Annotated in this window: 11 protein-coding genes; 8 read left to right on the plus strand and 3 right to left on the minus strand. The window is 44.8% G+C overall.

What is annotated here, in order from left to right; genetic code table 11:
* The first annotated feature begins 2 nt into the window (after positions 1-2).
* Both HQM11_17145 and HQM11_17150 read left to right on the plus strand, forming a co-directional pair.
* Positions 3-650, plus strand: a complete 648-nt coding sequence (locus HQM11_17145; protein MBF0352763.1) for an OmpA family protein — start codon at positions 3-5, stop codon at positions 648-650.
* Between the two features lie 466 nt (positions 651-1,116).
* Positions 1,117-1,701: a prepilin-type N-terminal cleavage/methylation domain-containing protein gene (locus HQM11_17150; GenBank protein ID MBF0352764.1), complete on the plus strand. Its 585-nt coding sequence runs from the start codon at positions 1,117-1,119 to the stop codon at positions 1,699-1,701.
* A 19-nt stretch (positions 1,702-1,720) separates the two neighbouring features.
* Here HQM11_17150 and HQM11_17155 read toward each other — a convergent pair whose 3' ends face one another.
* Positions 1,721-4,615 carry a fused MFS/spermidine synthase gene (locus HQM11_17155; GenBank protein ID MBF0352765.1) on the minus strand — a complete coding sequence of 965 codons (2,895 nt, stop codon included), beginning with the start codon at positions 4,613-4,615 and terminating at the stop codon, positions 1,721-1,723.
* Between the two features lie 263 nt (positions 4,616-4,878).
* Between HQM11_17155 and HQM11_17160 the strand changes: the two genes are divergently transcribed.
* From HQM11_17160 to HQM11_17185, 6 genes are all read left to right on the plus strand, one after another.
* Positions 4,879-6,921 (plus strand): tetratricopeptide repeat protein, encoded by a 2,043-nt coding sequence (locus HQM11_17160; GenBank protein MBF0352766.1) that lies wholly within the window; start codon positions 4,879-4,881, stop codon positions 6,919-6,921.
* 188 nt (positions 6,922-7,109) lie between these two features.
* Positions 7,110-7,607: a GNAT family N-acetyltransferase gene (locus HQM11_17165; GenBank protein ID MBF0352767.1), complete on the plus strand. Its 498-nt coding sequence runs from the start codon at positions 7,110-7,112 to the stop codon at positions 7,605-7,607.
* 16 nt (positions 7,608-7,623) lie between these two features.
* Positions 7,624-8,325, plus strand: coding sequence for a DUF3334 family protein (locus tag HQM11_17170; GenBank protein ID MBF0352768.1), 702 nt, complete (start codon positions 7,624-7,626; stop codon positions 8,323-8,325).
* A gap of 14 nt (positions 8,326-8,339) precedes the next feature.
* Complete coding sequence (locus HQM11_17175; GenBank protein MBF0352769.1) at positions 8,340-10,034, plus strand: hypothetical protein; 1,695 nt, start codon at positions 8,340-8,342, stop codon at positions 10,032-10,034.
* A gap of 26 nt (positions 10,035-10,060) precedes the next feature.
* On the plus strand, positions 10,061-10,669 hold the full coding sequence (locus HQM11_17180; protein MBF0352770.1) for a lysophospholipid acyltransferase family protein: 609 nt from the start codon (positions 10,061-10,063) through the stop codon (positions 10,667-10,669).
* 20 nt (positions 10,670-10,689) lie between these two features.
* Complete coding sequence (locus tag HQM11_17185) at positions 10,690-11,049, plus strand: STAS domain-containing protein (GenBank protein MBF0352771.1); 360 nt, start codon at positions 10,690-10,692, stop codon at positions 11,047-11,049.
* Here the strand turns inward: HQM11_17185 and HQM11_17190 are convergent.
* Together HQM11_17190 and HQM11_17195 are read right to left on the minus strand one after the other, a co-directional pair.
* Complete coding sequence (locus HQM11_17190) at positions 11,044-12,429, minus strand: FAD-dependent oxidoreductase (GenBank protein MBF0352772.1); 1,386 nt, start codon at positions 12,427-12,429, stop codon at positions 11,044-11,046. The genes HQM11_17185 and HQM11_17190 overlap by 6 nt on opposite strands.
* Positions 12,430-12,637: 208 nt before the next feature.
* Positions 12,638-13,900: a class I SAM-dependent methyltransferase gene (locus HQM11_17195; protein MBF0352773.1), complete on the minus strand. Its 1,263-nt coding sequence runs from the start codon at positions 13,898-13,900 to the stop codon at positions 12,638-12,640.
* Positions 13,901-13,954 lie beyond the last annotated feature (54 nt).

Here is a 13,954-nt window from a genome sequence, read left to right on the forward strand (position 1 = left end):
CTATGGCCAATCGAAAAGACGCATCAACCGAAACCCCTGCATGGGTGGTTTCTTTTGCCGATCTGATGAGCTTGCTGTTCAGCTTTTTTGTGCTGCTCACCACACTTTCCACTCAGCCGAAAAATTGCGAGGGCATCCGTGAATATATGGAAAACAACAAGGCGTTTTTTAAAAACTATGAACTTCGATCCACTAAACTGAGTTGCATTGTTTCCTTACCTCAAGATTATCTGTTCAAATCAGGACAAGGCAAAATCCAGCCTTCGGCCTTCAAAGCGCTCACTCCATTTTTTGAGAAAATCCGCGATCTGCCGGAACATCGTGAAGATCTGTTGATTGTGGAAGGTCACACCGACAATGTGCCCATCCATACCCGTGAATTTCCCAGCAATTGGGAACTCAGCTCGGCCAGAGCCACCAATATTTCCGTATTCATGATGGAAAAACTCAAATTTGCCCGCGAACGACTGTCCGTTTCGGCCTATGCGGATTCGCGTCCCAAAACCCCCTATGTAGACACTTACGGCAAACCATTAACCGGCAAGGACCTCCAGAATGCTCGACAAACCAACCGTCGAGTTGAAATCATTCTGACAACACCCCCCAAATCCCTTGAGGAAACCACCATGCTGTTTGATGGTCGGGAATAAGGCCCTCATCTGACCTCATCAATACTGTGTGAATTATTTTTTCACGATAATGAGGCCATATTATGCAATATTAACTCATGTGATGCAATAAACTTTTTTAAATAAAAAATATGAGTTTTCTCATCACAACGCCGCTAACGCAGAGGGCCAATGGCTGACAGTTCGCACTCTGAATCATTTCGGATTGAGGAAACAAAAAACTTTGATTTCAGCCGGATATATTGTCAGTTACCACAAAGTGCTGTCCATTGAAAACAAGCCTGGCAGGCGTAAAGAGCATTCAAAAAAAACTCCTTGACGAAGGGCTAGTGAATACGCTACATGCATATCTAATATCTAACAAAGGCCAGGGGAGGATCTTTGTTTACAACGATTTCCCAAATCGGGGGGGATTAACCAGCCCCCTGTAAACATTGGCAATTGTGAGATATTGTTTATTTTTTTAACTAATCTCTTTGGAGGAAGTATGAAAATGTTCAAACAATGGAAAAAAAGATGGGCTGGATTCAGTCTTGTAGAAATTGTAATCGCCATCGCGGTCATCGGGATCATGTCTGCGGCGTCAGTGCCCCTGATCAAAAGCACACTCGATAAATCAAAAAATTCCCGCGCAAAAAGCGAACTGGAAGAAATACGAAATGCGTCTGTGTCATTTTATGGCGATACCTTTCAGGTTCCCGGTAATATTGGATGTACCAAGACAGCCACAACCCATCTGCTGACAGATACAGCAGCGGCAAAAATTGACATGTCCAAAGCAGGGACTGTGACATCTGATGATCTGGATGCGCATTTCAATACGAACTGTACAGGTGCCAATGCCGGTAAATATACAGACAATAGCTTGGGTGGCGCCTGGAGAGGCCCATACATGGAAGCTGATCGCTATGATCCATGGCAAAAATCTTATGTATTGGTCACAAATACATTTGGAACTACTGATACCGCATCCGGTTATGCTCTTTCCGGTGGAACCGATGAGCAGGTCAACACTGCCAAGGCTACAGCCGCAAGTACCAGTGATGTATATATCAAAGTCAGTCTGAAATAATTTTTCCTCATAAGGCGGGTCACTCCCGCCTTTCTTTTAGCTGACGATTCAGCTCTTCAAAGTGATTTCCCATCCAACTCAACAGTTTCTTCTCATGCGGTGGAAAGCGTGTGTCAGACATGATGAATGTCTGGAAAATTTGAAGATACATGGCTTTTTCTCCGGCTTTCAGCATTTCGACCTCCATTGCGCTCAGAAATACAGGATTGTATTTGGGCGGTGATGAATTTTGCAGGATGTTCCTGATTAAATCTTTCAGGTGATCCAACTGGTCCGTATACAGAAAATCCAGAAACAGAAATTCATCCTGAAACTTTTTTGGGGGAATATCCTTTCGGACTAGCTCACGATACAATGTGACAGCTTCCAGTTTATCCCACATTTGTGCCATATTTCTGGGGTGCGTGATTTTTTTGAATTGATGATCAATCTCATTCCAGTTGGAATTTTTGCGGGCAATTCGCAGGGAATCTGTCAGCCATTCCAATTTTTCTGAAGGAATTGGCGGAGCATTTTTAAAATAATCTGTTTGAGCTCTGGAAAAATTTTCTGGTTCCAGAATTTCCTGATAAAATGAAATAGCATTTATAAATGACCAGAACAAATCCACTTCCTGACTCAGAAACAACGCTTTTTCCGCACTGTTATCAACCAGAGGGAAAAAATATGAATTGGGATTCACATCTTCCAGAATAGGGCGTAGACTCTGGGTTGAAACAATAAAATTCTGAGGGCCGAACAAACGGGTATCCCCCTTGAATTTCAAAAATTCCTGAGCAATCTCTGGTTCTCGTTCAAAACGATCAATGGCATCCAGATTGAAATCAGTGTTGCCTGCAACAATCACATAATTTGCTTCACCAGCCAGATATATTTTTGCGTAGGGAAAACGATTATCCAGAGCCTTGATAATGGTCAGCATGAGTTCTGTGTTGAAGGAATAACCATGGACCCATTGGACCAGTAAGCCTTCTGGTTTTAGAAATCGTTGGATGTGCTCGTAGAATTCTTCGGTGAACAGGCTCGAAACACCACTGACCCAAGGATTTGATGGTTCTGAAATGATAAGGTCATATTGTCTGTTGGCCTGATAGAAATAGGTTTTGGCATCATCAAAAATAGGACGGATTTTGGGACTGTCATACACATTTCGATTATAAGGATAGAAATTTTTTGCCAATTCATACATCTGTTCTTCAATTTCGATCAAATCCAGATGTTTTAACAAGGGGTCGGATAGCAGATAGTGTGCAGACATACCACTGCCCAACCCGATCATTGCGGCGTCATAAGGCTGATTCATCGCAGCCATCGGAACAAACGCGGCAGCGGCCTGAGTATATTCATCTTCAGATATGGTGCCTTTCAATCCGATACTCGCATCAACCTTGCCATTTGTTGCGATCATTGACCTGAATGGATTGAACGTGAATGAGATGGTTGCTGTTTTTCCATCCTTGACGAGTATTTGATGAAAATCTCCGGCATTCAGCTTGCCACGAAAAACACCTATTGTGGTAAGATTCGGGTCAAGTTTGATATGCAATACAGGAATAAAGACCAGCACAGAAACGCAGAGTGTCGCAATGAACTTCCATCGGGAAAGCTTATAGGCACCCAGCAGCACAAGTCCCAGACCGATATCAATCAAAGCTCCTGAGGCAATGGTGTATTTGATCTGAAAATTCGGCAATAGCAATAACCCTCCCAGAGAGGCGCCAAGTATGGCTCCTATCGTATTCCAGCCATATACAAATCCAGTGTATTTTTCATTGCGTGTAAAATTGATCAGATAATAAGTGATCAATGGCAGTGTCATTCCCGCAAAGAAACTGGTGGGTGCCATCATCAATAGGCAGATCAGATATTTGAATATGGAATAGACTGGATAGGCGAGTTCTGTTTTTCTGAATACAGAATGTGAGTCGCTGATCGCGTAAAAAAACGGCTCGTAAAAATAGATGCTGCTCAACGCAAACGCCCCCATGAGAATCTGGATGAAAGCCAACGTATGCGCGATGTTTCGTGAAGAGTCAATCAGCTTGCGGGCATAACCGCCTCCCAGGGCCAACCCCAGGATGAACGCGGAAATCATGATATCAAACGAATGGGTTGAAGATCCCAGCAACAACCCCAGAAGCCTGATCCAGCCAACTTCGTAAATGAAGGATGAAAACCCTGTCAGACCGCTGATCAACAACCATAGTCCAATGGTGCGCTGATCCGGAAGTTCATGTGAAATTTCCTTGTGAGATTCCGCACCGGAAAAAGATTCTGTTATTTTGGGGCCAATGATTTTATCAGCTTTTTTGGCGATGAAATAAAACATCAATGCAATCAGTACATTGGAAGAACCAGCAATGGCGAGAGTTCCTATGGTTCCCATTTCCGGAATGAGCAGATAGGAAGTCGCCAGAATTCCAATGGCGGCACCCAGAGAATTGGTGAAATATAACACAGGCAGTGAAGAACGTCCTTCATCTCTGCTGACACGAATGACACCCACTGTGATGAATGGAAAAGTCATTCCAAGCAGGATCGCGGTCGGGAGCGTCATCAGCATGGAGATCAGCACCTTGGTCAGATTGGCAAACCAGAAAGACGAAAAATATACATTGGCGGCTTCATAAAACCATTGGGTACAGACTAGATAAATTCCGTGGAAGACAAAACCTGAAACGCCCACCAGCAACTCAATGGCAGCATAGACATAAAATGGATTCCGGATATTCCGACAGAGTCGTCCTGCCAGAAACGACCCGATGCCGAGTCCACCCATAAAAATGGAAAGTGTCAGGATCTGACCATAAAACGAATGTCCGAGAAATAATTTAAGATACCGGGACCACAGTGATTCATAAATAAGACCAACAAATCCTGAAACAACGAACAGACCATAAATCAGGCGAACCATAGACAATTCTCAAGAGAAGAGGATATTAAAAATAAAAATGCATAGCAGATGTTATTCATGACGGTCAAGTGCGATTCTTTTCAAACAGAATATTGCTATCCGTCGCAGAATGTATTAGTTGTTCCCTGCTGGTAATCTGGACTTTCCCTATGGGATTCTGAGCTATTTTCCCGGAGGGGTAAATGAATCATCCTTAGCGTGAAAAATTAAAATCCATTCGTGTAACGTGTTCATGTTTTATTAATCTTTATTCAATGTCACTGATGCCTGTTCACTCCGTACAACAACAGGGAATCCTCGCCAGGGTGATTGCCATTTTATGGATATTTTTTCTCACCTGGACCGTCTATTTTTCTACGCTGTTTATCCCGTTTTTTTTCGATGATCATCATATTATTGACAATGCGAGCCTTCATTCCCTGGCGATTCAGTGGCAGGAACTCCTGCATAACTGGTATAAATTCCAGAATAGCCGAATATTTCCAGACCTGACCTTTGCACTGAACTACTATGTTCATGGATTGGATGTTCCGGGATACCATGCAGTCAATATTCTGATTCACGCTATCAATGCCTTGATTCTGATGAGGATGTTCTCATTCCTTGTCAGTATCCATACTTCCGCTGAAGAGCAGGTATCCTCACGTTCATCCATCACATTCATTCAATATACTGTAATCTCTTTTTTCATCATTCATCCATTACTGACAGGATGTGTCAACTACACTGTTCAGCGTGCTGAACTCATGGCCATGACGTTTTATGCGCTGGGATTTTTATGCTATCTGCACTTGCGGCATCAAACGGGAACAAGGCGTCCTGTCTGGGCATTCTTGATATTGATCTGTTGGTATTTGGCTCTGAAAAGCAAGATTACGACGGTGACATTCCCAGGCATGCTGTTGGGATACGAAGTCATATTGGGCGCCAGCACGCCAGAATTTATGAAGAAATTGATGCATGCGGGTATTGCGGTATCCGGGTTGGCCTTATGTTTCATTCTGCTCCAATATGAATTTCACCTGTTCATTCCTCAGGCAACCTCTGTAGGCTTCAATGCCGGTGAACTCTGGGGGCCATGGGAGCAATTTCAGGCGCAATCCCGTGCGCTGTTTTATTACTGGCGCAATCTGTTTTTGCCATATCCAGGCTGGTTGAGTGTTGATCATGATTTCAGAATTTCGAGTCAGTTTATCGATCCTGTAGCTTTGTTGGCCTTACTGGGACATCTTTTGATTGCGGCTGGAGCGCTTTTGCTGGCTCGGCAAAAAAGAATTTATGCCGCATTAGGAATTTTTTGGTTCTATGTTGTGCAATCACCCTATATGATCACACCCATTGCCGATATTCTGGTGGATTACAGAGTTTACAGTGTCAGTCCGGGATTTTTTCTGATCATGCTGGAAATGCTGAAATTTCTGAACCATCGCGTTTCCCCCCATGGGTTTCGGAGTTTGTTGCTTGGCCTTGGATGTCTGACATTGCTAACAGCATGGAATAGAAATCTTGATTATGACAGCAATATTACTTTGTGGGAAGATGCCTTGAATAAGGCTCCTGAAAATGCGAGAGCCTATAACAATCTCGGTGATGTATATTTCAATGAGTCTCAATGGGGAAAAGCTGAAAATGCCTTCCAAAACGCCATCAGAATTAAACCAGATTATTTTGATGCCCGTAGAAATCTGGCAAAAGTCCATGTCTTTACTGAACGGTACTCACAAGGGTTGGAAATATACCATTCGATCCTGAAAGAAACCCCACAGGATCCGTTATCATATTTTGGAATTGGTTATATTCACAAAAAAAGGAATGAGAATACGGAGGCAGAATCTGCGATGCGGAAGGCCATAGAAATCATGGAGGCTCCTGACTATGAGGGGCCCTTATATTACAAATCAGACTTTGCTGCTAGTGTTTACAACAGTTTAGGTGATTTACTCATGGGCGAAGGACGGATTGATGAAGCGCTCATTTATCTGAAAAAATCACTGCATATCGATCCTGATAACGCATTCACTCTCTATAATCTTGGAACCGCCTATATGAAAATTGAAGTATGGGATCAGGCAATGTCCCATCTGATCAGATCAATTGAACGCAACCCAAACCATGCGGATGCCTGGAATAACCTGGGTATCGTTTTTATCCAGGTTGGCCAGAGGGAAAACGCAAAAAAAGCTTTCAGGAAAGGCTTGAGCATTGCTCCTCGAAATTCCCAACTGTTACAGAATTATAGCCGATCAATGAATTCCCCGCAATCTGGGCCACACCATAACGATCAAGCTGGATTCTTTGGAAAATAAATAATTGTCGGGTGGAAACCTTTACGCTTGCGGTCGCCGGGGAAAAACTGATAAATCCACACGTGCCGATGTTATATTTTACAGTCACATAACGACGCAAAGCATGCCAGCAAATAAGCGGAAAGTTACAGTCCTGCGCTCTTGGTGAAGAGTGATCACACAAAACCCGTATCATCAGGAAAATGGTCATGATTAAATTAAGAGATTCCATTTTTGTAATTCGCCCGGCTACACCGCAGGATGTCCCGGTGATTTTACAACTGATCAGGGACTTGGCTGACTATGAAAAATTAAGTCAGGAAGTTTGCGCCACGGAATCCCTGTTGCACCAGGCCCTGTTTGAACAATATTCCGCAGAAGTTTTACTGGGATTTATGGATCATCAGCCTGTCGGAATGGCTGTTTTTTTTCATAGCTGTTCCACATTTCTGGGGCGTCACGGTATTTATCTGGAAGATCTTTATGTGCGACCGGAATTCAGAGGTAAAGGGTTGGGAACTTCTTTGCTGAAAGAAATTGCCCGCTTGGCTGTTGAACGGAAATGCGGCCGAATTGAATGGGCTGTGCTCAATTGGAACACTTCCGCGATTGAGTTTTATGAAAATCTTGGCGCTTCTCCACTGAGTGGCTGGACCACGTATCGTCTTACTGGAAATGCCCTGGAAAAATTCGCGCTGAGTGATTAACCATCATAGGAATAATATGGGATCGAAAAAAACAATTGACAAACTTGCTAAAATTTTCGGAGATGCCGCCGTCGAAGTGCTCTCCAACTCCAGTGGCGCGGATATTTATTTTGCACCCACTGTTCAGAAAGTGGATCTCATTTATCTCAAACCGGATATTGGCACGTTTGTACAGTTTCGTGGCGATTATTCAGGCCTGGTGATTGTGAATTTCACCAAGGAAGCCGCTATGGAGTATTACCGCATGTCCATGCTGAACATGGGCTTTCCAGCAGAGGAACTGGCCATTGACCATACTGCTGATGATGTGGTGGACAGTATCGGTGAAAGTGTGAATCAATTGATCGGAAAAGCCCGGCAAATGATTCAGGAAGAATATGGCCTGTCCTCCTACAACAACCAGCCCAAAGCGGTTTGTCTGATGGAATCCATCCTGCTTTCAATCAACACCATGATTCATCACAAACCCTCAGATTGCCGCAGATTGTCCTTTCGTATTTCAGGTCGGCATACGTTTCATATTGAAATGTTCATTGAACAGACAGAGTTCATTATACTTGACCCTGAACGTCTGAAAGCCGGCCAACAAAAAAGCAGTAACCGTGACCTTGATATTGATGCCATGATGGATGCTGAAAAAGCTGATAAAAAAGAAAAAGAAACGGTCGCGGCAACCAACAACCTTGATATTGAAGCATTATTGAATGCCAATCGTTAGTCCTGAGCTGCTTAATGACTATTGAAAAATCCGCTTACAAAATATTGCTGATCAGCCAGAATAATGAAGATCGTACCCGCCTGCAAAATCATCTGGATGCCATCAAGGTTGCCACAATCCATCTGGATCAGGAAACGCTCTTTGAACAGGCCCGGGAATTGATTCTGGAGGCCAAATATGATGCCTATCTGATTGACTATGACATTCTTCCTGAATCAGCCTTGGCACTGGTGCAGAGCGTTTATGAAGACTGCGCAAAACCACTGATCATCATCGACGAACAGGAACAGTATGAGCGGGACATTGCGGCAATGGAAGCCGGAGCAAGTTATTACCTGCCCAAAAAACATATTGTTCCCTCCATTCTTGAACGGTTACTCCGCTACAACATCTACTATAGCTCCACCCGTGATGAGTTGCAGAATTTTCTGGAAATCCAGAATACAATCTCTGGAAATCTACTGGAAACCGCCAGTCAACTCAAAGTCGCAAAAGATGAACTGCAACAGAAAAATACTGAAATGCTGGCCAGTCATCGCAAACTGGAAGACCTGAATCAGACCAACCAGCAGTTTTTAAATATCGCGCTCAAACTTTATAAAAACCATTTCATTCCGTTGCGCGAAAATATTGAAAACATGCTGAACTCCGTAGTCCTTGACACGAAGGAAGGCATTCGTCAGGCGGCCCGGGAAATCCACCAGATGGATGAACTCCTGCGTCCTGTAACTCTTTTGGGTACGGAACAGGCGGCCATTCACAAAAAACGGGTGCTGTTGGCTGAACTGGACCGTAAACAACAGATTGTCGCAAAAATGGCGCTGGGAGGAACAGGCATTGACTTTGATATTGTAGCTGATTTCACTGAGGGTGAGGAACGCCTCAAAACTTCACGTTATGATATACTTTGTGTCGATCTGGGATTTATTGAACTGGCACGCATGGCCCATGAACAATATCCGGAAACACAGATTGTGTTCATGACCTCGGCCAATGCTCCGGCTTATCTGCCGATCATCATCAAGTTGCCGTTTCTTTCCAATATTGTTTCAAGAGATAAGGAGGACCGCACCTTTACCCTGAAAAATATTCTGGTTACCATCAGCAAACTGCTCACCGATGATTTATTCGGACTGGAAAAGTATATGAGTTGGGGGGTTGAAGTGCATCAAATGGTCATTCGATCCAGTCGGGAACGCGCGGAAATGGTGGAAAACATGGAACGGATTCTGGATCAGTTCGGTGTTCATCGTTCCGTGATCCGCAAAGCAGGAATGGTGGCGGAAGAATTGTTGATGAACGCAATTTATGACGCGCCTCACAGTGCCGATGGGAAACCTCTGTATAACCATCTTTCACGGATAAACCCGGTGGAATTGCCACTCAATGAGCAGGGAATTTTCCGGTTTGCCTGCGACGGGATGTTGCTGGCGCTTTCTGTTCAGGATCCCTTTGGTGCTCTGGGGCGCCACACAATTCTGAATTATTTGCAAAAATCCTATCTGAATCGGAATCTGGCGGAGGATAGTCAGGAAAAAATGAATAAGGGCGGAGCCGGATTGGGACTGTTCCAGATCATGTCCGCCTCCGACCTGTTTGTGATCAATGTCAAACCGGGCGTCAGGACAGAGGTGATTGTAGTGTTCAATATTGATCCTGATAAACCTAAAAACACACCATCCACATCATTTCAATATTTTTGTCATTAATTTTTTTAAGGGGGGAGAAACTATAAATGAGTATTACAATTTTTAACACACCAATTCTGAGTCCATTATTGCGTTATATCTCTCTCATCAGCATGAAATTGCTTGGCTGGAAGCATGAAGGTGAATTTCCGCCGGTTTCCAAGGCTGTGATGATTGCCGCACCGCATACAACCAATTGGGACCTGATTATCATGTTGGCGCTGTGTTTCATCTTTCGGGTCAAGATTGTCTGGCTGGGAAAAGACAAAATATTTCGCTTTCCTTTTGGCTGGTTCATGCGCTGGATGGGCGGCGTTTCAATCGACCGGAGCAAATCCAACAACGTGGTTTCTCAATCGATCGAACAATTCAACCGTAGTGAATCACTGGTAATGACGGTTCCGCCTGAAGGCACCCGCAAGAAAGTAAAAGTCTGGAAAACCGGTTTTTATTATATCGCTCTTGGCGCCAAGGTACCGATTGTGCTGGGGTTTATCGACTTTGAACGCAAAACGGGAGGAATTCTCGGCACCTTCACGCCTACAGGAGATATTGAAAAAGACATGGTTGCCATTCAGGGGTATTATGTGAATATAAAGGGGAAGTTTGCTGATAAAACCAGTTTACCCGAATTTGAAAATAATCCGCCTCAGTAAGTTTTATGAAAGAACCACGTATGCAAGTTGAACATCAAGCAATGGAACAAATTGGGATCCTTCATGTTTCCGGTCACATTTCCCTGAGAGACATTGAATATTTCCGGGATTTTGCGCACAAAATCATTGATGATCCCCTTGTGACTCATTTTATCATGAATCTGGAAAAAGTGAGTTTTATAGATTCTTCAGGGATTGGAATTTTCATCCACTGTTGGCGGGCAATGTCGCAGAAACAGGGCTATTTTGTTCTGTGTGGTCTGAATGAAAAAAACAGACAACTGATTCAGATGACCACCCTGCCCCAGTTTATTTCAATTCATAACAACCTGGAAGAGGCAATGACCCGCCTTCAGGAAAAGGCCAAACCGCATTCATGAATCCCGATGTCGAATCACATCCAGCATCTGGTCCACTTCTGAAAACTTTTCTCTGGGTTTTCCATGTTGTTCACCCAGAGATTTTTCAGCATCATCCAGAACTTTCCAGTCTGTAAACGTGGCGAACTCAATCTTTTTTTGGTTGAGTAGCGATTCCGCAAACCCTCTGTTGGTTTCTTCAGGATGATGCACGGGGTTTTTGAGATCTTCCAATAAATGATGCACTGTTTCCTGAGCATCATGCTTGTTGGTGCCCACCACGCCCGATGGCCCACGTTTAGCCCATCCTGCCACATACTCTCCCGGGAGAATTTCCAGTGTTTCCGGATCAATCACTCGACCTGACCGATTGGGAATCACGCTTTTTACCGGATCAAAGGCAACCCCCGGAATAGCAATCCCCCGATACCCCACAGCACGAAAGATACAATCCACTTCCAATTCCTGATAATTTTCAGTGAGCTGAATTTTTACCTGTTCCTGTTGCAGCAGTAGTTCATTACGAGCCAGTTTCAACCGTTCCACACGTTGATTACCCTGCACTTCGAGAGGCGAACGTTTGAACATGAAATGGATGCGCCGTGGTTTCGTACCGGGAGGGGTTTCGGCAATCATTTTGAGAATATCCATGTGCAGTTGAACATTCCGGTGGGCTTGTGACAATTCCTCGAGACTGATGTCTTCCAGAACCATTTCCTCCGGATCAATTCGCACATCACAGGCTTCCAGTTCGCGCAATTCCCGCAGTTCCGCAGGGGTGAACGCGGCCTGCACAGGTCCTCTTCGACCGATAATGTAAATATCTTCTATCTTGCTGGTCTTCAGGGCGGCCTGGGCATAATCCGCAATGTCTGTTTTCGCGAGTTCTGCCGGTGAATGTCCCAGAATCCGTGCTACATCAAGAGCAACATTGCCCAACCCGATGATCGCGACCCGTTTGACCGAGAGATCAAATTTACACTCACGGTAGTCAGGATGAGCGTTGTACCACCCCACAAAATCCCTGGCCGAATAACTGCCTGCCAGATCTTCACCCGGAATGTCCAGTTTGCGGTCGCCCTGTGCTCCGACAGCATATAAAACCGCATGGTAGCCCGGCAGTAGTTCCTCTTTTTGTAAATCCACTCCAAGTGTCACATTTCCAAAAAAACGAAATCCCGATTTGCCGGCAATACGTTCATAAATTTTGGTCACTGCCTTGATATTCTGATGATCAGGGGCAACACCTCCACGAACCAGACCATAAGGAGTCAGCAGTTTTTCGAACATGTCTATTTCAATCGGCATATCCGTCTGTTTGAGCAATTCATCAGCCGCATAAAACGCGGCCGGCCCTGAGCCGATGATGGCAATTCGAAAGGTTGTCTTTGTTTCAGTCATTTCACTTCTCCTGTTAAAAAGGCCTGCTGTAAATAATTTGGAGATGAAATCCTGTGGCCCGCCACGATGTCATCCCCGTGAAAACGGGGATCCAGGAGTGCACCGATGGATTCCGTGTCAAGCACGGAATGACACTGTGCGATGGCTTGAAGCGGTTGCCGTCACCAGAAAATTTACAGCAATAGAAAAGGTGCCGATGATTGTGAGATCAATCGACTCTGCACAACAAACCTTTGAGATAGTGGCTTTCTGGAAAATTGAGACTGACCATATGATCTGTTGCCTGGCTCAACCACTGAAGAATTTGAGCATCGCGTTTGGCATCCAGTGCGGAATCAGCCACAATTTTCTGGAACAACTCAGGGGACATGTGACCCGAACACGAAAACGTTGCCAGGGTTCCTCCCGGTGTGAGTAGTTTAAAACCCAGCAGATTGATGTCCTTGTATCCCCGACTGCCCTGACTGATTTGCCGAACGGATTCAATAAACTTGGGCGGATCAAGGATGATCACATCGAACGTTCTGCCCTGATCCCTGAATTTACGTAGCACATGAAACACATCACCGTGAATCAGTTCCAGCGACTCTTCAGGAATCTGATTGAGGAGCGCGTTTTGTTTCAGCAAATCCAGCGCGTCCTGCGATGAATCAATATTGGTGATGTGTGACGCCCCACCGTTGAAGGCCGCCATGGCAAAACCTCCGGTGTAGGAAAAGCAGTTGAGAACGTTGGCTTTGGCACAAATCCGGGAAATTTGTTTCCGGTTTTCTCGCTGGTCCAGATAAAATCCTGTTTTGTGGCCTTGTGTCAAAGTGACATGATAACGCACACCATGTTCATGAATGTTTAACAGTTCAGGTGGTTCCGCTCCATAAAGCACTTGCTTAACCGGTTCCAGTCCTTCCTTCATGCGGACATCACTGTCTGACCGTTCGTAAATGCCAGCAGGGTTATAAAGTTCCACCAGTTTCTGAACGATCACAGGTTTCCACAATTCCGCTCCGGCTGATAAAAACTGACAGGATAAATAATCCCCGTAGCGGTCCACCACGACTCCCGGCAATCCATCCGCCTCAGCATTGACCATCCGCCAGGCGTTGGACGCTTCTGACAGACGCAAATGTTGTCTCCGGTCAAAGGCTTTCTGCAACTGGCATTTAAAAAAATTGGGACCTATCATTTCGTTTTTGTCAAAACTCCAGATTCTGGCCCTGATTTGGGATACAGGCGAAAAGGCCGCTGAGGCCAGCCATTTCCCATGCGTATCCACCACATCCACAGTTCCGCCGTTTTCTGCGGGCAAATCTTCATGGGCAAGGGCACCAGAAAAAATCCATGGATGTTTACGCAGGACGGACTCCTGTCGGCCGGGTTTCAATATGATTTTGGGCACATGAGGTCTCGGTTTCTGTGAATCATTTTCCACGATGGAATGAGCAGGCCTTGAAGACAAGGATTTGTCGTTCATGAAAATATTGGCTATTTGTTTTTGCCGTGTTAGGTAACGTGAAATCCGTGACTG

Source organism: SAR324 cluster bacterium, assembly GCA_015232315.1.
GTDB lineage: Bacteria > SAR324 > SAR324 > SAR324 > NAC60-12 > JADFZZ01.